At 61.9% G+C, this 20,926-nt stretch carries 22 protein-coding genes and 1 pseudogene; 14 read left to right on the top strand and 9 right to left on the bottom strand.

Annotation, left to right across the window (positions count from 1 at the left end; translation table 11 throughout):
• Positions 1-46: 46 nt before the first annotated feature.
• The 4 genes from MPN20_RS05320 to MPN20_RS05305 form a co-directional block, all read right to left on the bottom strand.
• On the bottom strand, positions 47-856 hold the full coding sequence (locus MPN20_RS05320) for a YceI family protein (RefSeq protein ID WP_347566800.1): 810 nt from the start codon (positions 854-856) through the stop codon (positions 47-49).
• A 239-nt stretch (positions 857-1,095) separates the two neighbouring features.
• Positions 1,096-1,854 carry a BPL-N domain-containing protein gene (locus tag MPN20_RS05315; protein ID WP_242780249.1) on the bottom strand — a complete coding sequence of 253 codons (759 nt, stop codon included), beginning with the start codon at positions 1,852-1,854 and terminating at the stop codon, positions 1,096-1,098.
• Positions 1,855-1,918: 64 nt separating this feature from the next.
• On the bottom strand, positions 1,919-3,214 hold the full coding sequence (locus MPN20_RS05310) for an NAD(P)/FAD-dependent oxidoreductase (RefSeq protein ID WP_242780247.1): 1,296 nt from the start codon (positions 3,212-3,214) through the stop codon (positions 1,919-1,921).
• A 131-nt stretch (positions 3,215-3,345) separates the two neighbouring features.
• Positions 3,346-3,567, bottom strand: a complete 222-nt coding sequence (locus MPN20_RS05305) for a universal stress protein (RefSeq protein ID WP_347566801.1) — start codon at positions 3,565-3,567, stop codon at positions 3,346-3,348.
• A 156-nt stretch (positions 3,568-3,723) separates the two neighbouring features.
• On the opposite strand from MPN20_RS05305, the gene MPN20_RS05300 reads away from it, so the two are divergent.
• From MPN20_RS05300 to MPN20_RS05260, 8 genes are all read left to right on the top strand, one after another.
• Positions 3,724-5,073, top strand: coding sequence for an NAD(P)/FAD-dependent oxidoreductase (locus MPN20_RS05300; RefSeq protein ID WP_242780243.1), 1,350 nt, complete (start codon positions 3,724-3,726; stop codon positions 5,071-5,073).
• Positions 5,074-5,294: 221 nt separating this feature from the next.
• On the top strand, positions 5,295-5,627 hold the full coding sequence (locus MPN20_RS05295; protein WP_242780242.1) for a hypothetical protein: 333 nt from the start codon (positions 5,295-5,297) through the stop codon (positions 5,625-5,627).
• A 736-nt stretch (positions 5,628-6,363) separates the two neighbouring features.
• Complete coding sequence (locus tag MPN20_RS05285) at positions 6,364-6,705, top strand: hypothetical protein (RefSeq protein WP_242780240.1); 342 nt, start codon at positions 6,364-6,366, stop codon at positions 6,703-6,705.
• A gap of 129 nt (positions 6,706-6,834) precedes the next feature.
• Positions 6,835-7,254 (top strand): phage holin family protein, encoded by a 420-nt coding sequence (locus MPN20_RS05280; RefSeq protein WP_167193779.1) that lies wholly within the window; start codon positions 6,835-6,837, stop codon positions 7,252-7,254.
• Positions 7,238-7,678: a DUF3618 domain-containing protein gene (locus MPN20_RS05275; protein WP_242780238.1), complete on the top strand. Its 441-nt coding sequence runs from the start codon at positions 7,238-7,240 to the stop codon at positions 7,676-7,678. The genes MPN20_RS05280 and MPN20_RS05275 overlap by 17 nt, the downstream gene beginning before the upstream one ends.
• A gap of 68 nt (positions 7,679-7,746) precedes the next feature.
• Positions 7,747-8,841 carry a YihY/virulence factor BrkB family protein gene (locus MPN20_RS05270; RefSeq protein WP_242780236.1) on the top strand — a complete coding sequence of 365 codons (1,095 nt, stop codon included), beginning with the start codon at positions 7,747-7,749 and terminating at the stop codon, positions 8,839-8,841.
• A gap of 31 nt (positions 8,842-8,872) precedes the next feature.
• Positions 8,873-9,175, top strand: a complete 303-nt coding sequence (locus tag MPN20_RS05265; protein ID WP_242780234.1) for a DUF4235 domain-containing protein — start codon at positions 8,873-8,875, stop codon at positions 9,173-9,175.
• 449 nt (positions 9,176-9,624) lie between these two features.
• The gene (locus tag MPN20_RS05260) at positions 9,625-10,152 is read left to right on the top strand and encodes a DNA starvation/stationary phase protection protein (protein WP_167193787.1); all 528 of its coding nucleotides are present in this window, start codon (positions 9,625-9,627) and stop codon (positions 10,150-10,152) included.
• A gap of 324 nt (positions 10,153-10,476) precedes the next feature.
• Here MPN20_RS05260 and MPN20_RS05255 read toward each other — a convergent pair whose 3' ends face one another.
• Positions 10,477-10,656, bottom strand: a complete 180-nt coding sequence (locus MPN20_RS05255; protein WP_242780232.1) for a hypothetical protein — start codon at positions 10,654-10,656, stop codon at positions 10,477-10,479.
• Positions 10,657-10,773: 117 nt separating this feature from the next.
• A pseudogene (locus tag MPN20_RS05250) lies at positions 10,774-11,064 on the bottom strand (general stress protein); the annotation flags it as partial.
• A 262-nt stretch (positions 11,065-11,326) separates the two neighbouring features.
• Here MPN20_RS05250 and MPN20_RS05245 point away from each other — a divergent pair.
• The 5 genes from MPN20_RS05245 to MPN20_RS05225 are packed head-to-tail and all read left to right on the top strand — an operon-like array spanning position 11,327 to position 16,328.
• The gene (locus MPN20_RS05245) at positions 11,327-11,989 is read left to right on the top strand and encodes a TetR family transcriptional regulator (RefSeq protein WP_242780228.1); all 663 of its coding nucleotides are present in this window, start codon (positions 11,327-11,329) and stop codon (positions 11,987-11,989) included.
• Between the two features lie 40 nt (positions 11,990-12,029).
• Positions 12,030-13,118 (top strand): hypothetical protein, encoded by a 1,089-nt coding sequence (locus tag MPN20_RS05240; RefSeq protein ID WP_242780226.1) that lies wholly within the window; start codon positions 12,030-12,032, stop codon positions 13,116-13,118.
• A 42-nt stretch (positions 13,119-13,160) separates the two neighbouring features.
• Entirely contained in the window at positions 13,161-14,216 is a 1,056-nt protein-coding gene (locus MPN20_RS05235; protein WP_242780224.1) for a hypothetical protein, read from the top strand.
• A complete protein-coding gene (locus tag MPN20_RS05230; RefSeq protein ID WP_242780222.1) occupies positions 14,203-15,615 on the top strand; it encodes a PIG-L family deacetylase in 1,413 nt (470 codons plus the stop codon). The genes MPN20_RS05235 and MPN20_RS05230 overlap by 14 nt, the downstream gene beginning before the upstream one ends.
• Positions 15,612-16,328, top strand: coding sequence for a glycosyltransferase family A protein (locus MPN20_RS05225; RefSeq protein WP_242780220.1), 717 nt, complete (start codon positions 15,612-15,614; stop codon positions 16,326-16,328). The genes MPN20_RS05230 and MPN20_RS05225 overlap by 4 nt, the downstream gene beginning before the upstream one ends.
• 137 nt (positions 16,329-16,465) lie before the next feature.
• Here MPN20_RS05225 and MPN20_RS05220 read toward each other — a convergent pair whose 3' ends face one another.
• Positions 16,466-16,609: a GPGG-motif small membrane protein gene (locus MPN20_RS05220; protein WP_167193803.1), complete on the bottom strand. Its 144-nt coding sequence runs from the start codon at positions 16,607-16,609 to the stop codon at positions 16,466-16,468.
• Positions 16,610-16,902: 293 nt separating this feature from the next.
• Positions 16,903-18,108 carry a YbfB/YjiJ family MFS transporter gene (locus MPN20_RS05215; RefSeq protein WP_242780218.1) on the bottom strand — a complete coding sequence of 402 codons (1,206 nt, stop codon included), beginning with the start codon at positions 18,106-18,108 and terminating at the stop codon, positions 16,903-16,905.
• Positions 18,109-18,318: 210 nt separating this feature from the next.
• Between MPN20_RS05215 and MPN20_RS05210 the strand changes: the two genes are divergently transcribed.
• Entirely contained in the window at positions 18,319-19,905 is a 1,587-nt protein-coding gene (locus MPN20_RS05210) for a hypothetical protein (RefSeq protein ID WP_242780216.1), read from the top strand.
• A gap of 11 nt (positions 19,906-19,916) precedes the next feature.
• On the opposite strand, the gene MPN20_RS05205 is transcribed toward MPN20_RS05210, so the two are convergent.
• Positions 19,917-20,828 (bottom strand): LCP family protein, encoded by a 912-nt coding sequence (locus MPN20_RS05205; RefSeq protein ID WP_242780214.1) that lies wholly within the window; start codon positions 20,826-20,828, stop codon positions 19,917-19,919.
• Positions 20,829-20,926 lie beyond the last annotated feature (98 nt).

Genomic DNA, 20,926 nt, shown 5'->3' with positions numbered 1-20,926 from the left:
GGTACGCGTACCGATCCCACCCGCGGTGAAGACTGTAGTGCTGGACTCAGCGGAGGCCGAAGAGCTTGCCGAGGCCACCGCCGGACGACTGAGCATCCGACTGCTTAGCCTCTGGCGCCTTCTCTGCCGGCTTGTCGGCGGGAGTTTCGGCTGGCTTGACCGGTGGCGGGGGAGGGAACTCCGTGTTGGCTGGTTCTGCCTTTGGGGCCACCGATGCTGCATTCTCCGGAGCATCGGTGACGGGTGCCGGCGCCTCAGCGGGGGCCTCGTCTTTACCTGCGGTCTCGGACGACTCGGTGGGGGCATCCTCGGCGACGTTCTTGATCAGGGAGAGCTCGAACTCGAGCGTGATCTTGTCGCTGACGAGCACGCCACCGGAATCGAGCTTCGTATTCCAGGTCACGCCCCAGTCCTTACGGTCGATGCGGCGAGTGCCCTCGAGGCAGGCGCGCAGGTTGCCGAACGGATCGGTGTCGACGCCGATGAGCTCGAGCGGGATGGACACGGTCTTCGTCATGTCACGGATCGTCAGATCACCGGTGACGATATAGGAACCCTCGTCCACCTCGTCGATGGCGGAGGAGACGAAGCGGATCTCCGGGTAGGCGTCGACGTCGAAGAAGTCTGCCGAGCGCAGGTGCTCGTCGCGGCCCTCGCTGCGGGTGTCGACGCTCGCGGTCTGGATGATGACCTCGGCATTCGAGTCGGCGAGATCCTCGGCGATGTTGGCGAAGCCGGAGACATCATTGAACGCTCCGCGCACACGCGAGACCATGGCATGGCGTGTGGAGAATCCCAGTCGAGAATGTGAGGGATCGATGTCCCAATGACCTGTGATCCCAGGATTTTCTGTCATGGGGGCAGCTCCTTCGGTTCCTCCGCGCTCCTGTAGGGGGAGGCTGTCGTAGTCGGTGTGCTCATTCGCTGATCGAGCGATCATTGAATGAGCAATCGCCTACGTAGTCTTACACGGGCGGTCGGGTGTGTGCCACCTCGGTGCGGGCTGGTGAGGCGATGGCGGCGCTGACGTCGACCGCCGACCGTCCGATTCAGAGATCACCCGCCGCAGACTCGATTTTCGCCCTCGTAGCGAAGTCAGTCCAATAGTGCTGCGACGAAGGGGACGGCGTAATTCCAGTCGTCTCCGTCCGGATCGGCAATTCCCGCCTCGTCCAGCCAGGTCTGGTCAGCCTCGGGGTGCGGGCCGACCAGACCTGCCACACCGTCACCGTGGTCGTAGCGTGCTGCGGCGATGTCGCCGTTGCCATAGCGCGCGAACACGTCGGCGCGATCCTCGGGTGGAGGAAGGACTGCGCCCTCTTGGAAGAATGTCTTGCGATGATGACCGTCCCAGGCGACGTCGACCACGGTCTCTCTGCTGTCGGTGACTGGGAATTCGGGACGGCCGACCTCACCGTCGAGGTCCGATTCGACGAGGCCGAAGGCGACCGGCCCCGCCAGGTAGGCGCCCATACACAGACCGAGGTAACCACCGCCGTCTGCAACATACTGTTCAAGGCCCCCGACGAATCGAGGGGGCAGCGCTTCGGCGGCAGCGTCGATGTCATCCCCGCCACCGGGTTGGACGTAGAGGTCCACGTCTGCAAGGGAATCGGCCTGCAGCGGCAGACGTTCACCGCGACCGATGAAGACCACCTCGGCGTCGGTGAACGAGGCTCTCAGCCGTTGTGCGACCGTCTCGGGGCACCCGTCGCACGCGGCCTCACCGCGGTACACGGCCACTAGCGGTGAATCCGGACTTGAAGTGTCTGCGGCGGCACAGCCCACGGAGGCGGCCGCGGTGAAGAGACCGACCAAGAGAGCTGCAACGGCTCGTCGGATGGGGGCGGTCATGATGCTCGGCCCGGGGCACACCCGGACTCCTCGGACACAGATGGGGGAGTTCCGCAGGTTGCGATCATCGTTTCGCACTAGGTTCGTTGTCGGAACGGCGGGAGGCAGACGAGAGTATTCCGGCGATTCCCTGCCCGACTCGATCACCGGAGACCAAAGCGCCTTGGATCGAGCCGGTGTCACGGTGGTCGCCGCAGACGAATATTCTCTCGGAGATCCGCTGCACCGATCGGTCGATCAGAGGGGGAGCGGAGGCCGGCAGTGCGTGCGGAAGCCGATGATTGATCAGAACCTGCCACCGGCGCGTCGACGTGGCGTAGATGCGTTCGAGATGCTGCCGGATCTCCCGTTCGTCGGCCAGACCGTCGGGCCGATCGAGCAGCGTCGTTGCCTCAATGAGCGCCGATCCCGCAGGCGCGTAGCTCGGTGCTGCATTTGAGACCACTGCAGTGTGCCAGACGGGCCCATCTGGGCCTCCGTGGGGAGCCGAGGCACCCAGCACCAACAGCGGATCCTCGAGAGGAGGTTCCGGAGCTTGGAACCACCAGGTCGTCAGTCCGCGTGTAGGGGGAGTCTTCTCGCCGGTCAGCTCCTCGAGATCCTCAGCACCGACTGCGGTGACAGCGGCACGCGCCCGTATCCGTCCCCGGTCGGTGTCGACTTCCACACCATTGTCGGTCTCGCGAAGGTCTCGCACGGCGGTATTCACGCGCACCGGCGATTCGAGAGAAGCCGCCATCTGCTCGGGCAGAGCCGCCATGCCTTGACTGGGCAGACCGGGGATCGCGCGCACGAACGATCTCATCAGCAGGCGGGCATAGTTCGCCGAGCTTGCGCCAGAACTGTCGGCCAGAACACCGGCCAGGAACGTGTCGATGACGTCTCGGCGCAATGCTCCCGTGACTCCCACAGCATCCAAAGAGTCTGCGAGAGTTGAGTCCCGCGTCGCCCGCGAGACTGACGATGGCCGCAGCAGAGTCGGACCCAGCCATCTCAGAAGCCCGCGGATCTCCTTCGGTCTGATCAGTCCAGAGCTCAACACCGATGACTCGCTGCCAGGCCGACCCAAGGATGCGCGCAGCGTGGTCAGACGCTGTCCCTTGCGGACCATCACTCCTGCGCCGAAGGTCTGCAGGTCCAGTGAGGCGACGTCGATGAAGGCGCGCACTGCGGGGTACGCAGGATTGAGCAGCTGAAACCCGCAGTCACAGAGGAAGCCGTCGATTCGATCGGTGCGCACGCGACCGCCCACCCCATCACGCGATTCGCAGATCTGGACAGTCAGGCCGTTGCGCTGCAACCGTCTGGCACACTGCAGGCCTGCGAGACCTGCTCCCACGACTACAACGTCGGCGTCCACGATTCTCCTCTTCTCGGTTCGACACCAGCATACGCGTCGCGCCACCGTGGAACATTGAGTCATCGGAATGCTGTGGGCTTCGAGACCGAGAACGCCAACTCAGGTCATAGCGGGCGTGCCGAAGTCGCTGCTCATTGTGCGCGGGCGGTCAAGACTGGTGGATGAGCGTGAGCGATGCACTCGAGGCTGACGGAGCCGAGGATGAGGCTGGCGAACTCGCCGTGGCCGCAGGTTCCCAGGACTAACAGTTGGGCATTCTCGCTGGCTGTGATGAGCTCGGTGGCGGCAGAGCTTCGTTTCGGTGCTTGCGAGGAATTCACAGCTGGAATATCCGGTCGAGTAGATGGGTCTATCGCGTTCTCAGCATCGCTGGCAGACTTGGTCCAAGAGTCCGACCATCATCCGCCGGTTGTGGGCGCGATCTGCTCGCAGAAAGCAGGACGGCACCAGTTCAGCGACTGCGTCTGCGACACGGTTGCTCGACAGCATGTCTTAGGAGGACAGACAGCATGAACGAAACTATTGCCGAACCGCGGGCGGCGGGCGAGGAATCTGTGGCACGAACCTACGAAGTCGTGATCGTCGGCGCCGGCTTCGCTGGCCTCGAAGCAGCCAAACGCCTCGGGAGGGGCGGAGTCGACGTGCTCTTGCTCGATCAGAACAACTATCACCAGTTCCAGCCCCTGTTGTACCAAGTGGCAACCGCCCAGATCGCCCTGTCGACGGTGGCTCGCCCACTGCGCTCCATCCTCCACAGGGAGAGCAGGCATGTCACAATTCGCACTGCGCAAGTAGCTGCGATCGATGCAGCGAGGAAAACGGTCACCACCGCAGACGGTGTGCGCTACCGAGCGGAGATCTTAGTGATCGCCTCGGGTGCGGAGCCGAACTTCTTCGATACTCCCGGAGCGGAAGATCACGCCTACCCCCTGTATTCGGTCGACGACGCCGCCCGATTGTCATCAGCACTGCTCGGAGCTGTGGAGCGAGCATCCGCGAACCAAGATCACTCCGCCAACAGGAAGTTCGCGGTTGCCGTGGTCGGCGCCGGGCCCAATGGTGTCGAAACCGCCGGGGCGATCGCCGAAAACATCAGGGACGTAGTCGGCAAGTACTATTCGCACGATTTCGCGTCGTCGTGCGCGGTCCACCTGGTGGACATGGTCGACACTGTGCTGCCGCCCTTCTCGCAGGCATCGCAGCAATACACCAGGGACCGGTTGGAGAAACTCGGCGTCAAGGTGCATTTGGGCAGTGCGGTCTCGGAAGTCTCCGATACAGATATCTCCCTTGCCGATGGGACGAAGATCGATGCGGAGATCGTCATCTGGGCCGCCGGATTGAAAGCCTCACACCTACTGGAGCCTGCCGGACTCACGACCGGTCGTGGAGGACGGGTCGATGTGGCCAAAGACCTGACGGCACCGGACTGCCAGGGAGTCTATGTCCTTGGTGATGCCGCCAATATCGTCGATGCCAAGGATCGGAAGCTGCCGCAGCTGGGATCGGTGGCCAAACAGTCGGGCCGATGGGCGGCAGACAATATTCGAGCCGACCTGACTGGGCGGCCCCGCCGCGAATTCAAGTTCGTCGATATGGGGTATATGGCCATGATCGGTCGAGGGCAGTCAGTGGCCGAGCTGACTCCGCGCCGATACCAAGTGCAAGGGATGCCGGCATTCCTTGGCTGGCTGGCAGTCCACGCAGTTCTCCTCTCAGGCTGGCAACAACGTGCCGGGGCGGTGCTGTCCTGGGCTCGTGACTATCTGACGACGAGTCGGCCTCACGCCGTGGTCTATCGACCAGAGGCTTACGAGATCGCCAGGTATGCCCGAACAGAACATCCATCCGCAGTCTGAGAACCAGTTGAGGTGGTTCACCGGGCGCACTGTACGGTGCGCCCGGTGTCCTGCGTGGTCCTTAAGTTCCGCGATCTCCCGGCGGCCGAGGCGTTCTAGGTCAGGCAACGCTCTGGGCGAAGATGACACGCTCAATTGTGCGCACTGAAAGATGCCGCTCTCATCGACGTGGTCGGGCTTGGTGGGCACTCGCCGAATCGGGGGAGTGCTAGATTGTGATTATGAGCACTGAAAAGATAACGACGCGACCAGACTTTCCCCGACCTGGGCGGGCACAGGCTCCCACCGGTGACGAGGTCGAGAAGGTCTTCGAGCGTTTCTCTCCCGCTTATGAGAAGCAAGCAGCGGATGTCTGGGATGCGCTGGAAGAGCAGGATCTGAAAGTCTGGATCATCGACGGTGGTGAGAACGATGGCGAAATGATCTGCGCGGGTCGAGCCTACGATGACGCGGCTTTGGTGATCCATCTCGAAGACCCCAACGAGGCGCTGGCTGTCGCAGCGGCCCGGGACGCGGGCAAGCTTGACGACTACATCGCCTCCGGGCTGGGCTGAGTCCCGGGCGCGATGATAGCGCTAGTCGCTGAGTAGGCGGACTCTTCGACAAAGCGCAGCTGTGGACATTCCGAGGCCCCGGGCTGCTTGTGCAGCAGTTTCACCACTGTCGATGAGTCGAATCGCGTTGCGGATCTGACTGTCGGTGATGGGACGGGGCCGGCCAGGCGGCGATTCGCGGTCGAATCTGCAACGAACGGCTGCCTTCTCTTGACACCGCGCCGCCAAGGACGTCTCTGGGGAGAGCCAGATCGGCCACATACTCCGCTCTACGGCGTGTGCTGCGCGGGTGGCTGAGCTGAAAACTTGAAACACGGAGGCCGGAGCGATACGCGTTCCAACGACCACAGTGTCCGCTACGCCTTGACACGATCAGATTTTTCTATGTCTGTGGCCACCTATACCTATGAGGCTCTGCCAGCAGCCGAGAAGAAGGTACTGCCTAAAGAGCAGATAATTGCCGAGTACCGGACTACGCGTGGGCATTGGGATGAAAGTGGCCCAGCCATGACGCGCACTGACGACATTGCCATCCACGCCCCAAACGTGTTTATACTGTAATCTACACCACATTGAAATGGGTGATTACCCACGACGTTGACTTCGCACAAAGGTCAGGGGATCGATTTTCATGAAGAAGAAGCTAATCCTAGCGACTGGCATCGGGGTCGGGTTCGTGCTCGGTTCTCGAGCGGGCCGAAAACAGTACAACGCCCTCGTTGCCAGGACTCGCGAGATGTGGAATAGTCCTCAGCTCCAGCGGTTCATCGGTGCTGTGACTGGCTCGGTCAAAGACCATGCACCTGACATCGCCGGACAGGCGGGCGCGAAAGCGAAGCAGTTCGGAGCCGGAGCCGCGGATGAGGCTCGTTCGCGTGGACAAGCCGGTTTAGCCGATACTCTCGACAAGGCCAGCGACTTCGCGCAAGGCGCAGCCAAGTCCGTGGGGGAGGCCGCGTCAGATGCTGCCGCTCGACATAGCAGCGATTCCAATGGGAGCTCACCCACTGACACCAGCGCGGAGACCTCGCCTGAGGCTGCGCCGACACAGGCACCTCGCCACGAGTCGGACGCCTAGCAGACTTCGACAACGATCAGCCTCCGCAACTCTTCGTATTGAACGGCCTCTGGGTCAGCGTGTGTGTCGATTCTCTTATCTCAGAAACAGAGGGTCCAGTCCGCCCTCGCCTTCGAAAGCAGGTGCCTGATGTCTGACTATGTCCCTAGTTCAACGAGCGCCGTCTCCACTGGTGAGCTCGTCTCGCAATTGTCAGAGCAGGCTACACGCCTGGTCCGTGATGAAATTCAGCTCGCGCAGATCGAGATGAGCGCGAAAGCCAAACAGGCCGGCGTTGGTGCGGGCCTGCTCGGTGCGGGCGGCATTATCGCCCTATTTGGTCTCGGTGCGGGAATCGCGACCGGCATCATCGCCCTCGCTCTCGTCGTGCCGGCATGGTTAGCGGGTCTGATTGTCACCGTTTTTCTGCTCGCTGTCGCAGGGATTGCCGTACTGGTCGGGAAGACTAGAGTCACTGCGACTACGCCCGTGCCCGAGCGCGCAATCGAGGGTGCGAAGCGCTCTGTGGACACAGTGAAGAAGGGTGCCCGTGATGGCGGACACCATTGATGCGGGTCCCGCCTCGTCGTCGGATAGACCGGGTCCGGACGCCTCCCAAGCCGAGGTCGAGGCTGACATTGCCCGTACCCGTGAGCAGCTTGGCCAGACACTGGCCCAGCTCGTCGAGAAATTCGACGTCAGAGCCCGGGCCGAGCGCACGATCGAGGAGATCAAAGACAACGCGACCCATACTCTCGACGAGGCGGGTCACAAGGTGACTGAGAAGCTCTCAGCAGCCACCGGTGCAGTGAAGTCTGTGTTCTCCTACGACGATGAGACCACCTCCGCGGCTGCCGGAGCCGGGCCGGACACAACGGTAGAGACCCATCTGGCATTGAGGTCTCGACCTGACTGGGCCAGTCTTGCGCCGTTGATGATCGCCTCGGGCCTGGCCCTGACTGCTGTCATTGTTGCGGTGGGGTGGCGGCGATGACCGGCAGAAGACGGTCAGCATCCGGGCCTCCGATACGCTCTGACCGGCAATCGAGCCGCGATGAGCGTGTGGATGCTGATGATACTGGTCCGGTATCCTATGACGAGGCGAAGGATTCGAGGCACGGTGTCGCAGCTGAGCATCCGACCAAACCTGATACTCCACAGAAGCTGACCGGACCGACGTGGAAGTACGTGGCGGGCAAGACACTGCGGGAATTCCTAGGCGATGACTGCCTGCAGTTAGCTGCTGGTCTGACCTACTATCTGGTTCTCGCATTGTTTCCGGCTCTTCTGGCGATTCTGTCGATCCTGGGTCTGGTGGGCCAAAGTCAGCAGACGGTTGAGACGGTCACCGGCATCATCACCGATCTTGGCGGAACATCCATCGCGGATACGCTGAGGCCGACTCTGATGCAGTTGGCACAGAACTCGTCGGCGGGATGGGCATTCGTCATTGGTCTTCTCGTGGCTCTGTGGTCGGCATCTGGATATGTAGTTGCCTTCGGCAAGGCGATGAATCGCATCTATGAGAAAGGTGAAGGTCGCCCGATCTGGAAGCTTCGCCCTCTCATGCTTCTTGTCACCCTGGTGGCTGTGATTCTGGTTGTCATCGCAGCGTTGATCCTCGTGGTCTCGGGGCCGGTGGCACAGGCGGTTGGTGGTGCGATCGGGTTCGGCTCGGGTGCTCTGCTGGTGTGGCAGATCGCGAAATGGCCCGTTCTGCTCATCATCGTGATCGCTTTGGTCGCTTTGCTCTATCATGCGACACCGAATGTTCGACAGCCGAAGGTCAAGTGGATCAGTCTCGGATCGGTCTCCGCGATTGTCGTGTGGGTGCTGGCCTCGGCGGCTTTTGCGTTCTACATCGCGAACTTTTCGAATTACGCGAAGACGTATGGGTCCCTGGCAGGGGTCATCATCTTCTTGCTCTGGCTGTGGATCACGAACATTGCCTTGCTGCTGGGGGCTGAGCTCAATGCTGAAATCGAACGCGGGCGTCAGCTTCAGGGCGGTATACGGGCCGAAGAGGATATTCAACTGCCTCCGCGTGAGACGACGACACTGGATAAGGCAGAGCGGAAGAACGCCAAAGATGCTCGGCGAGCACGGGCCCTGAGGAAAACCCGAGGCGAAAGCGCCCAGCCGACTCGCAACGACTAACAGGAAATGATGACTCGTAGGAGAGTGAGACATGGTCAAGACCGATGACAAAACCGGCAATACCGCGGCTAAACTGTTGTATCGTCCGTTCGGGCTGATCGGAAGCGTCGCCGGTGGTGCCGTGGCTGGGGTGGTGTTCAAACAGATCTGGAAGCGTGCCACTCCTGGTGACAACGCCGATGCTCCCGGTGCCTTGGAGTCTGAGCACAGGCTACGTGAGATCTTGGTGGCAGCCGCTTTGCAGGGTGCGCTCTTCGCTCTGGTGAAAGCATTGGTCGATCGGGGCATGGCAAACGTGTTCACAAAGTTCATCGGCGAATGGCCGGGTGACTGAGTACTTCACACACGGTCCTGAAGTTTCTGAAACGACCGCGTCCAATGTGGGTGCCAGTGTAAGAATGAACGACGCAGCCGTCGACGGCAATGGTGAAACCGTGGAAGTCATTGACGACGAGCCGGTTTCGAGCGATTCGACGCATTGGCTGAGTTGCGAGACCGTGGTTACGCAAAGGCGAATGAGTTCGAGAGCATTCTTGCCAGGATTCCCGATGTGTAGGCATGCAATGCCGTTCCAGCGACCTGGAATATCGGCCAGATGGCCCGCTTAGAATGTGAACGTCGATATGTTGTTCACCAGGGAGTCTGCGTTGTTGATCAGTGCGCCTGCCTCGATGATCGACGCGACGATTCTTTGTCGTTTCCAAGCCGGGGTAATATGAACAGACTTCACGCCTCAGAAAAATGAGCCACGTGACTGACCGTGAGAATCAGGAAGGAACAGATATGACTGAGACAGTGAAAGTTCCGCAACCGGCTGGGAGCGAGACGACACGGACTGAGAACGCGGAGCGCGGTTTCGCAGCGTCGCCGGCGTTGGCGAAGAACATGCAGACAGTTCTCGTTGACTTCATCGCCCTCCAGCTCGTCGGCAAACAGGCGCACTGGAATGTTGTGGGCCCAAACTTCCGGGACCTTCATCTCAACCTCGACGAGGTAGTCGATATCGCCCGAGAGGGTGCCGACACAATCGCCGAACGTATGCGCGCACTCCACGCCACCGCTGATGGACGTCCCGCTGTGGTCGCTGAGCAGACTGCATTGCCGGAGTTCCCGGCAGGTGAAGTGCTGACCGGCGACGTGGTTGACCTCGCTGTCCGAGCGGTCGAGACTACCGTGGCCACGATGCGGCAAGTGCATGATGAAGTTGATGAGGCGGATGCGACCACCGCCGACATCTTCCATGACTTCATCGCGCGTCTCGAGCAGCAGGCCTGGTTCCTCAGCGCCGAGAATCGACGTCCCGAGAACTGACAGGTAGGGCCTGAGGTCCGCTCTTCAGGCTGACTATGCGCCGCTGGCGAGTCGATCGTCGACTCACCAGCGGCGCACTCACGTTCCTCCCCGAAAGACAATAACCAGATCCTGCCGTGACCGGCTGCTGAGCGGTCTCATACATTGCCCTTCTCCACGCGATCATTGACAGGCGCCGCCCGGCGCCGAGAAAGTTCTAAGGCAAATGACGCCGACGCCTGTCTTCACCGCAGAACGCTCGGTGAGCTAGTTCAGCAGCAACGCGATGATCGCGCTGACGAGTACGGGCTTTGGTCGCCCGAGCATTCAAAGCTGTGCTGCGCTTCAGCTGGTCTCGGCTGAGGCGTGCCCCGGCTGGCGTATCTCGGTGAAGCTCGTCGTTGATGAGCCGGCATCCTCCGGGCGCTTGTCCATCGCATGATTGAGGTCACGCAGAAACCGAGTGACGACACCTCGCTCGTGGGGAGTCATCGCATCAGTGACGTCCAGCATTGGGGCGTGCATGTCTACGAGTCTCCGCCGTACATCACGACTCGCCAAGTCGGTGGGTTCCACGGCGATTGAGCGCCTGTCGTCAGGGTGAGGGAGATCCTGTCTGAGAAGTGTTCGGCTGCCTGTGCGTCAGCTGTTGATCAGCAGCAGGATCTTGCCGTGGTCGAGCTTCTCTTCGAGGTCGTCGGACTCGTTCGACGTGAAGCCGAACTCCTCGAAGATCGCGCGCAGCTCGTCGCCCTTCTTGTCATACCGCGTGCCTACGGGATTGCTGAGATCGTCGGGTTCGTTGGCATTGACACTGCCTGCGACGCGGTCGGTGCGGTCATCGTCATGTGAGATGACGAAGAGGTCATCTTTGGCGATGCCCGCTGCCGCCTGGCGCTTCACTTCACCCATCAGCTCGGTATCGTCCTGGAATTCTTTGACTGCGGGTTTATGTCGACTCCTTTCATGTTTACGACGTAATCACGCTAACAGAAGCCATGCGTCTGACCGAGGGGTCGAAGCCGAACTTTCAAGGGGGTTCTCCTGGTGGCGTAGTCGATGTAGCCTAGAGGGCGCAACCCAAAAATGTTTACACACTAATCGCGTCAGGGACTTGAGAGGATGTGTTCGCCTGTGTGACACGCAAGATGAGCGAGCAGGTTCAACCTTCGTCAATCCGGGCAGGGAGAATCCCATGGCCCAGAACCGTCTGACCAGAAACGACATCGTGCGAGCGGCGATCACATTCGTCGACGTACACGGGCTCGATGCGCTGACAATGCGACGTCTCGGGCAGTCCCTCGGGGTCGAAGCCATGGCGTTGTATAGGCATGTTTCCGGACGCGAAGACCTTCTCGAAGCGATGGTCGAAGCTCTCATCGACAGTCTATTCGATAACCGGCTGATGAGGCAGACGCCGTCGTCGTGGGAGGACTATCTCCAGCGGGTGGCAAATACGACGAAAGAACTGGCGCTCGATCATCCCGGGATCTTTCCTCTGATTGCTACTCAACCGTCCCAAGCTCCGTGGCTGCGCCCTCCGTTGCGCAGCCTGCGCTGGGTCGAAGAGTTCCTTTCCACGCTGCAGCAATTCGAGTTCTCCGATGCGGCCGCGGTCGGTGCCTACAAATCGTTCACCAGCTTCCTCATCGGGGATCTGCTCCTGCAAGTCCATTCCACGAATTTCGCCATCACCGACCAAGACGATCACGAGAGGTCCGATGACGACTCCGACTTATCGGAGTATCCCACCGTGAACGAGCTGAGTGACCTGCTCAGCGAAGATCATCGCCAACGCCAGTTCGACGATGCCCTCGACGAACTCATCGAACGCATCCGCCTCTCACCAACCAATTAGCCATACACTCAGACAGCTCACTGAGCTGAGAAGGATCAATATGCTCGACACCTCTTCAGAGGCCCTCCAGGTCCTTCTCGTGGCCGACCCGGGCCTGCCCAGCCGCCGAGCCGCCGCTATTCATCAACGACTCGAAAGGCTTCTGCAAGACGCGTATGGGGTCACAACGACCCTGTACACGGCGACTGACACCATCCGCTTGACACCGGAAAGCGAACTCGACCTCAGCGCTGTCGAGGACCTTCGGGCCGACTACCCGGACGTCAACATCGTTCTGATCCTCACCGAGATCCCGCGCCATACTCAGGGCGACCCGCTGATCGCCGAGGTCCATTCCGACAGCAACTTAGCTATCGTGTCCTGTCCCACTCTTGGCGCATGGTCGACCAAGCGCCGCATCATCAAAGTGCTGATGAGTTCGGTCAACAAGTTGGTGCCGTGGGATCCCGAAGAGGCGACCCGACGATTCCTGCTGCGCTGGTCGAACTGGTCGAGGAACGAAGACACGCAGCACCAATCGCTGCACGCCCACACCTTCACTGGAGGCGCACGTCTGGTGCTGGGAATGACGATGGCCAACGACCCGTGGCGCACCGTCCCGAAGCTCTCCGGAGCGCTCGCGGCGGCGTCGGCCACAGGAGCTTTCGGCATCTTCTACAGCTCGATCTGGCAGATGTCGACCTATCTGTCCACCGCGCGGCTGCTGTCGATCGGTGCAACAGCCATTCTGGTCATGGTCTCCTGGCTGATCGTCAACCACAAACTCTGGGACGAGCCACGCAGCGATAGCCTGGCCACGGTAGTGATGTACTACAACCTCTCCACCGTCCTGACGCTGCTGATCACGGTGTTCGCGCTCTACGCTGGACTGGTGGGCCTCATTCTGCTGGGTGGACTCATCGTCATCGATCCCGAGTTCATGACGGCCCAGATCCGGCAGGAGGCGACGGTGGCGAACTATCTCGATCTCGCCTGGTTGAGTGCAGCGATGGGCGTCGTCGCCGGCGGTATCGGTGCGAGCTTCGACTCAGACCTAGATGTGAAGCGACTGACTCACGGACAGCGGATGCGACAGCGGGTATACACCGACAACGACCCGGACACCGATGATGTCAGCCAGAACTCCTGATGGCTGATGAGGACACGTCCAGCGACTCCAGAAAGAAATGACATGAACACGCAGCATCGTTTAGATGTCACCGGGATGATTTCAATGCCTCTGGCCTCCTGGCGCAACGAACCTTCCTGCCAGGATGATCTCAGGAAGCTGGTCACCAGCACTGCGCAGACCGCTAACAAGGTTCTCGCCATAGGTCGATTTCTCGAACTCACCGGGACCTCGTCTCGCATGCGGCAGTGGGAGTCGCTGATCGAGGTGGCGGCCATCGATGTCGCTGTCGCTCGGATGCTCGAACCCCATGTGGATGCGCTGGGCATCCTTGCCGAAGCCGGACACGACGCACCTGATGGCTCGACCTGGGGCGTCTACGCCGCCGAGTCTCCAGCTCACGTCCTCACCGTGTGTACAGATGGCGAACAGACCGTAATCGATGGGGAGAAAGCTTGGTGTTCCTTGGCCGCCGAGCTCACGCACGCGATCGTCATCGCCGGCAGCGACGGGGGATCGTACGCCTGTACCGTGGACCTCAGGGACCCCCGAGTGCAGGTCCAGCCGACTGCCTGGCCGAGCGTAGGGCTGCAAGAGATCCCGAGCGGAAGTGTCGCGTTCACGAAAGCACCCGTCGCCGTCCTCGGATCGCCGAACTGGTATCTGGAGCGAACTGCATTCGCATGGGGAGGCATCCGAGTGGCAGCGTGCTGGTTCGGCGCAGCCGTGGGACTGGCAAGAAACGCCGTGCGACGACACAGCAAGCGCTCCAACCCATCCTCAGTCGGTCAGATGCTCATCGGTCAGCTCGAGGCTGAGATCTTCTCGATTCGCAGCGTCCTCGCGCAGGCAGCGGCCGCAGCCGACGGGTGTGACGAGTATTCCCGCGCACGTGCCTGGACTCTGGCCCTGACGGTGCGCAATATCATCTGCTCAGGAGTTCGCAGGATCCAGCACCTGAGTCGCGAAATCGCGGGACCGGCAGCGCTGACAGGTGACGCTCGCTTCGCCAAAGCCGACGCTGATCTCACCGTCTACATCAGTCAGCACCACGGTCCCCGCGATGAAGCCGCTCTGGGCACGGAACTTCGCACGAGGGACGACCATGATGGGTTTTGACCATCGAGACCCCGGCACGCGCGAGAGCTCTTGGCGGGAAGCCGGCGTCCAGGGTCTTCCCGCGCTCCGGGTCGAGGCCATGCCCGCTGGGGCCACGTTCATCATCCTTGCCGCACATCCGGACGATGAAGCCCTTGGAGCTGCTGGCCTGCTGGCTCGCCTGCGTCGGTCCGCTCACCGAGTCGTCGTGCAGCTCTTCACCGCAGGGGAACAATCCCATCCGGGTTCTCCCACCCACTCGACGAAGAAACTCAGAGAGATTCGTCTGCGCGAGTTCAATGCGGCACTGGATCTGTTCGACCATGGTTGTCTGTCTCGCCGCTTCGTGGGGTTGCCTGATGGGCAGCTGAGCGCATTCAGCCAGAGGATCGTCTACGAGATCGGGGCCGAAGTGGACCAGCACCGGGGACCCGTGGTGCTCGTCTCACCTTACAGTCGGGACGGACATAGTGATCATGAGGCGATCGGTGCAGCGGCCCTGCAGTTGGGGCGTGAGCATCACACGATGGTGCTCGAGTACCCGATCTGGTACTGGCATTGGGCAGTCCCTGCCGATGAGGCTTGGCGCAGCTGGTCGTTTCTGTCCGATCCGGCGAACTTCGACAGACAGGCAGTGTTCGACGGGTATCCGTCGCAGGTGTCAGCGCTATCCGATCAGCCCGGAGACGAAGCAATCCTCAGCCCCGCTCATCTCGAACACTTCCGTCGTGGTGGAGACATCTTCGCGGTCTCGGACTTCCGCGACGGTGCGGCTCCGGTGCCCGGTGGCGACGGCTCAGCGAAGCTCCACGACGCCAGTGCGGCTTCTGCGGTCTTCGACGAAGTCCACGTCCGACGGTGCGACCCCTGGCAGGTGTGGAGTTCCGAATATGAGATCGCCAAACGCAGGAATCTCCTCACCCATCTGCCTGCGGTTCCGTACGCTCATATCCTTGAGATCGGCTGCTCGGTAGGCGCTTTGACTCATGATCTCGCCGGTATCGGCGCGCAGGTGACGGCAGTCGATGCCAGTGAAGAGGCGTTGCGAATCGCCAGACGGCGAGGGACGATCCCGTCGGCGGAAATCCACTTCGTCCACGCCACCGTCCCCTTCGAATGGCCTCAGGGCACTTTCGACTGCGTCGTGCTGTCGGAGACCGGCTTCTACCTCAGTCGTTCTCAGCTTCTCGAAACCTTGGAGAAGATCGATGGCTCGACAACGGTTCGTTTCATCCTGGTGCTCTGCCACTGGAGGGGCGAGATCGACGATTGGCCGCTGGATGCCGATGAAGTCCATCGCATCTGCTTGGGCGCCTGGCCTCATCATCGGGTCGAACACCGGTATCAAGGCGGCTACCGTCTTGACATCATCACGGTCGACAAGGGCTCTCGCCCAGCCGCGTCGGAGAGGCACGCATGATCAGGCGTTTAGGTGTCATCATTCCGGCCCACAATGAAGAGGACGACATCCTCGGGTGTCTCGAGTCGTTGCAGCGATCACACTCATACGCTGTCGAGAGAGGCATCAACTGTCGGTTTCGAGTCGTTGTCGTGGCAGATGCCTGCACCGATGCCACGGCGGGCATCGTCGAGGACTTTGCCGCCAGGCATCGCAACGTATTCGTCCTCGCGACCTCTTTTCAGTCCGTCGGTCGAGCCCGCGACTTCGGATGGAGGCACTTCATGCGAACCGAGAAATCCACAACAGGGGAAGGCTCCGACTCGGCGTGGGTGTGGGTCGCATTCACAGACGCCGACAGCAGAGTGCCCGGGCATTGGATCACCACCCATCTCGAACTCGCCGCGAGAGGCGTCGATTGCCTGGTGGGCACTGTGGCCCCACGCCCTGAGACAGCAACGGCCGACCTGGTCGCAACTTGGCATGCCAACCACGAACTGCTCGAGAATCACCCGTACATATTCGGAGCGAACATGGGGCTGCGCGCCAGCGCGCTCGAAGCCATAGGAGGCGTGCCTCCGCTGGAATGTGGTGAGGACGAAGCAATCGTTGATGCGGTGCTGCGGGAGGGCGGCCGCATTCGCAGAACCGATGACTGCAGAGTGCTCACGTCTGCTCGTCTGTCCGGTCGCGTGAACGGGGGCTTCAGCAGCTACTTGCGTCAACTGACGTGAAGCGACGGTGCTTTCCTGCCGAAGCGGAGTCGGAGCCTGTCCTCCTCAGCGGTGCACCGAAAGGTGTCGCCGTCGTTCCCGGCTTCACGCGAGGCCTCCCTATCGGGAATGACACCTCACGTGAAGGCGGGAGAAGATCAGGCGAAGATGCTCACCCCTCCTGGGCCGACGAGACAGCCGACGACGATGAGGACGACGCCCCACAGAATCTGTTTGCGCAGAATTGCGAAGATGCCCGAGATGACGAGCAGCGCTGCGAGGATCCACAGAACAATAGCCATAATTTAACTTCCTTATCGGTTTCACTGTGAGTGCGGCATCACCGGATCGAGAGCCGGTGAGGAATCTGATCGACGCCGAGGCTGCGCGCAGCCGACGTTGGAGAGTTGTCTCTTTCTTGGTCTGCCTGCGGATGCGATTCCAGATGCTGCTTCATCCGCGGACTCTGCCGACCATAAACAACACTCGCCGAGAAGATTACAGTGTAAACACCGCGAGCGATACCTCCCCCTCTGACAGGAGGATCATCGGCAGGACCACGGCGGTGTGAGAGAGCCGACCCGATCGCCCGGCGTCAGCGGTCGACGTTGCCGGTGAGGACGCCGGCCAAGGTCAGCGCCATGGCGATTGCCAAAGCGATCGCCGAGGCGATGAAGGCAGCGGCGATGTGTTCGCTCAGGGCCGCAGCGACGATGGCCGGGCCGACGATCTGACCGATGCTGTACCAGGACGTCAGCTTCGCTGAGGCGTTCGCGACTCCCATCTGCGTGCCGACGCCGATCGTCATCATGACCACCCCGATGAATGTGAAGCCGAAGAGCGCCGCGGCGATGATCAGCACGATCGGGGTCGAGCCGAAGACGGCGAGCAGGGCGCCGAAGACCTGGAGGCAGTAGCAGAGCGTCAGCGCCTTGACCGTGCCGATACGGGCTGCGACCGCTGACCACGTCAGGGGAGAGGCCGCCGTCGCGATCCCGGCGATGAGCCACGTCGAGGCGGCCGCGGTTGCTCCGAAGACGGGACCGGCCAGGACGACGAGGTAGGTGCCGATGATGATGTAGCCGCCGCCTTGGAAGAAGTAGCCGGTGGAGAGGACGGCCATGGCTCGGCGGCGATTGGCGTCGAAGGGGGTGGCCGCCTCGGCGGGATCGTCGGTGGCGGTTTCGGTCGGGTCGTCGGTTGTGGTCGGGTCGGCTGCCTCGGCGGGGTTAGTGTGTGGAATTCGGGCGGGGATCGGCCAGGTCCAGGCGATGATGGAGAAGATCGCGGACACGGCCGCGCAGATGAGCCACAGCTGCCGCCAGTCGGCGACGTTGCCGGCGGCGAGCACGATGGCTCCGGAGACGAGGATGCCGAAGCCGACTCCGCCGTAGGAGATGCCGCCGTCGCGGGGCCGGCGGGAGTTCGCGGGGATCCGTTGGGTCACGCACACGAAGATCAGCCCCGAGGCGATGCCGCCGATCGTGCGGATGCCGCCCTGCCAGATGAGGTTCGGGGTCAGGGCGACCGCGGCGAGGCCGAGTGTGGAGACGATGAGGCTGAGGCGGTAGACGAAGCGGTTGGGTTCGACCCAGCCTTGGGCGATGACGAGGGTGCCGATGAAGTAGCCGACGTAGTTCAGCGTCGCGATCCATGCGCCGGGCGCCGAGCTCCAGTGGAGGGCGGCGACCATGAGCGGCAGGGCCGGGGTGTAGAAGAACCGGCCCATGCCCATCGCCACCGAGAGGCCGAGCGCCCCGCGGACGGGGGTGAGGGAGGGCCTGGCGATGCTGTCGGGCATGGCGATTCCTCTTCTCGGGTGGGCTCAGGTGGCGTGATCTCCAGCACTACGATGCCATGGCTGCGGGTCGGGTGCCTCGGCGGGTGGGGATTCGGACACTCGGCTCCGACGTGGTGGGGTGGGGTGGCGTCGCGGGTTGGTGCGGCGGGGGTGTCTCGAAAGGGAGTGTGGAAGTTGTTGATTCCGCGGGGACAGGGCAGAGTTATCGGAGTGAACCTCAGAAGGAGTGTCCAGGGCGGCGTGGTGGCGCTCGCCCTCGTGCTGTCGGGATGTTCGTGGTTCGATTCGGACGGTTCGTCGTCCTCGAGCCAGTCCCCGGAGCCGAGCCCTACGCCGACCGAATTCGAGCAGGCGAATGTTGACAGCGCCTCGGGCGATGCCGCATCGATCACCGCGACCGCTGAACAGACGGGACCGAGCTTCAGGTCCGACAACATCGGAGTCTCCTTCGAAGCCACCGACCTTGCCGACCCACGGCTCGACCCGGCGAAGTCGAATCTCGACGAGCAACTGAGAGCGCTCGGGTCTCCGGCGCTGCGGTTCGCCGGCAATGCCCTCGACCGGAGGACGTTCTGGACGTCCAAGGGCGAGAAGCCGAAGCACGGTGAGAAGACCACGGTCACTCCTGATGATCTCAAGAGACTGAAGAAGCTCGTCGATGTCACCGGGTCGACGGTCACCCTCGGCGTTCCCCTCGGCACTTACGATCCGGAGCGGGGAGCCGACATGGCCGCGCACGCGGTCGACATCCTCGGCGATTCACTCATCGGTCTGGGGATCGGGAATGAACCCAATGGCTATACCGTCGACGATGTTCCTGACGGTGCTGTCCGGGAGGACGGCTGGAACGAAGACAAGTACGTGGGTCAGCTCGAGGCGTATGCCAAGGCGATCCATGCGAAACGGCCCGAGGCGCCGATCATCGGTCCCGATGTCTACGACGGGGCGTGGATGACGGCTTTCTTGGATTCTGGAGTCAAGAACAAGACCGCGCTTGCGCAGCATTGGTACCAGCTCTACGAATGCGACTCCACCAAGGTGCCCGGTCGCGGCCCGCAGGCCGCGAACCTCATCGTTCCCCTGGCGAAAGAGGCGGCGAAGAAGAACCTCGGCATCGGAAAATCGAAGGCTGACGCTGCGGATTTGCCGCTGTGGCTCGAGGAGACCGGGCCGACGAGCTGCCCGGGGACGAATGACACGTCACTGACGAACGCCTCGGCGCTGTGGGCCGCCGATTACACGCTCTATGCGGCGACCCTCGGGGTCGAACGCATGGCGATGCACTCGATGCTCGGTGCCTGCAAAGGCGGAGCACCGATGTCGCTCATCTGCGATCCGGCCGATCGCGGGGATCAATCGAACTCATTTCAAGTGAGGCCGAACATGCTCGGGTTGCGGCTGCTGGTGCCGAGTGTCGGCGGGCATTTCACGAAATCCACGGTCAAGGGTGGCGGGAACATGAGCGCCTACACCGTGGTCAAGAACGACGGCCGCACCTTGGTGACGACGGTGATCAATGCGAACGACGCTGCGAAAGTCGGCGGCAACCCAGTGACGCTGTCGATGCCTTCGGGATTTGAGGTCGACAAAGCGACGCAGGTGTTCGGGACCTCGAATGATGTCAAGAGCGCCACTCAGGTCGTCCCCGCGAACCCGCTGCCGGCTGATGTTCCCTTCAGCGGGAAGGAACCGGCCGCCGCGAGTGCGTCGGCTGTGCCAAGTGACGGGGCGGGGGATGGAAAGTTGAGGATCGACCTCGCGGGAAGCTCAGTCACGGTCTTCATCATGCGGAAGTAGTAGCGGGGGAGTCAGTATCCCAGCGACACAAGGTAACGGAAGAAGTCGGGTAGATCGTTGCCGGCCAGGGCATTCTTGAGGGCTGGCAACGCCTCGGGATCGAAGTCGACGATGACGGTGCCGTCGTCCTCCCGCCGCGAATTCGTCGGAGCCGTGACGACTGCGATGTCGTCCTTCTGCAGGTGGCGCAGGTTGTTCGCGATCTTGCCCAGCTCGATTGTAGTCAGCGCCGCATCATGGTGGATGCCGGAGGCGAAGTGCCCGAACACCGTTGCCGCCTTGTTCGGGTCCTTGCCCAAACCGCCTGCCTTGAGCCCTTGCACTAGTGCACGCAGGGCCGCACGCTGGTTGCGGGTCCGCGTCTGCCCGGCATCGTCGACCGGGTCCGCCGTCGTGAAGACCGGTGCCGTTGCGCCGGTGAGACGGTTGGTGCCTTCGACGAAGTCGACCCCGCTGGCGCTGAAGGCGGCACGGCTGTAGACCGGCAACGCGCCCAGCTCGTCAATGACTCCGCCGAGAGCGGCCGATTCCAGCTCGGCCACATGATCGACCCTGACGCCCAGGAACTCCTCGACGATGGCCACGATGACGGGCCATCCGCCCTCATCGGCCAAAGTGGCGAACGTCTGACCTGATTCGATCTGCGTCGAGGGGTTGAGCGTGACAATGGCTGCGAAGTCATGCGCGGCCGGAACATGGACGAGCGCGAACGTATCGCCCTGACTGGATGTCGGGTGATCAACTGAAGCGTGAGTGATGCGCAGCAGCAATGTGCGCGCATCGGTGGCAGCCGGACGGATGTCGTCGGGCGGAAAGATCTCATCGGCGGGCAGCGTGCGAGCAGGATCGTCGAATTCCGCCCGAGCACTGCCCAGATCCTTGAGCGACCCGAGAGCAGAGACCATCTTCTTCAGCTTCGCCATTGTCGCTCATCTTCCTCTGCGCCATGGTTCTTCTCCGTCTCATCATCGTAGTCACGCTCCTGCATGAGCAACGTCAACGACCAGTGATTTTGACTGTG

It is taken from the genome of Brevibacterium sp. ZH18, assembly GCF_022748595.1.
GTDB lineage: Bacteria > Actinomycetota > Actinomycetes > Actinomycetales > Brevibacteriaceae > Brevibacterium.
Note: the sequence above shows the minus strand (reverse complement) of the source record. Positions and strands in the feature narration are given on the sequence as shown.

Excerpts from the sequence above, each read along its gene's own strand:
- MPN20_RS05320 (WP_347566800.1), bottom strand. The coding sequence starts at position 856 with ATGACAGAAAATCCTGGGATCACAGGTCATTGGGACATCGATCCCTCA.
- MPN20_RS05315 (WP_242780249.1), bottom strand. The coding sequence starts at position 1,854 with ATGACCGCCCCCATCCGACGAGCCGTTGCAGCTCTCTTGGTCGGTCTC.
- MPN20_RS05300 (WP_242780243.1), top strand. The coding sequence starts at position 3,724 with ATGAACGAAACTATTGCCGAACCGCGGGCGGCGGGCGAGGAATCTGTG.
- MPN20_RS05295 (WP_242780242.1), top strand. The coding sequence starts at position 5,295 with ATGAGCACTGAAAAGATAACGACGCGACCAGACTTTCCCCGACCTGGG.
- MPN20_RS05285 (WP_242780240.1), top strand. The coding sequence starts at position 6,364 with ATGTGGAATAGTCCTCAGCTCCAGCGGTTCATCGGTGCTGTGACTGGC.
- MPN20_RS05280 (WP_167193779.1), top strand. The coding sequence starts at position 6,835 with ATGTCTGACTATGTCCCTAGTTCAACGAGCGCCGTCTCCACTGGTGAG.
- MPN20_RS05275 (WP_242780238.1), top strand. The coding sequence starts at position 7,238 with ATGGCGGACACCATTGATGCGGGTCCCGCCTCGTCGTCGGATAGACCG.
- MPN20_RS05265 (WP_242780234.1), top strand. The coding sequence starts at position 8,873 with ATGGTCAAGACCGATGACAAAACCGGCAATACCGCGGCTAAACTGTTG.
- MPN20_RS05260 (WP_167193787.1), top strand. The coding sequence starts at position 9,625 with ATGACTGAGACAGTGAAAGTTCCGCAACCGGCTGGGAGCGAGACGACA.
- MPN20_RS05255 (WP_242780232.1), bottom strand. The coding sequence starts at position 10,656 with ATGCACGCCCCAATGCTGGACGTCACTGATGCGATGACTCCCCACGAG.
- MPN20_RS05245 (WP_242780228.1), top strand. The coding sequence starts at position 11,327 with ATGGCCCAGAACCGTCTGACCAGAAACGACATCGTGCGAGCGGCGATC.
- MPN20_RS05240 (WP_242780226.1), top strand. The coding sequence starts at position 12,030 with ATGCTCGACACCTCTTCAGAGGCCCTCCAGGTCCTTCTCGTGGCCGAC.
- MPN20_RS05235 (WP_242780224.1), top strand. The coding sequence starts at position 13,161 with ATGAACACGCAGCATCGTTTAGATGTCACCGGGATGATTTCAATGCCT.
- MPN20_RS05230 (WP_242780222.1), top strand. The coding sequence starts at position 14,203 with ATGATGGGTTTTGACCATCGAGACCCCGGCACGCGCGAGAGCTCTTGG.
- MPN20_RS05225 (WP_242780220.1), top strand. The coding sequence starts at position 15,612 with ATGATCAGGCGTTTAGGTGTCATCATTCCGGCCCACAATGAAGAGGAC.
- MPN20_RS05220 (WP_167193803.1), bottom strand. The coding sequence starts at position 16,609 with ATGGCTATTGTTCTGTGGATCCTCGCAGCGCTGCTCGTCATCTCGGGC.
- MPN20_RS05215 (WP_242780218.1), bottom strand. The coding sequence starts at position 18,108 with ATGCCCGACAGCATCGCCAGGCCCTCCCTCACCCCCGTCCGCGGGGCG.
- MPN20_RS05205 (WP_242780214.1), bottom strand. The coding sequence starts at position 20,828 with ATGGCGAAGCTGAAGAAGATGGTCTCTGCTCTCGGGTCGCTCAAGGAT.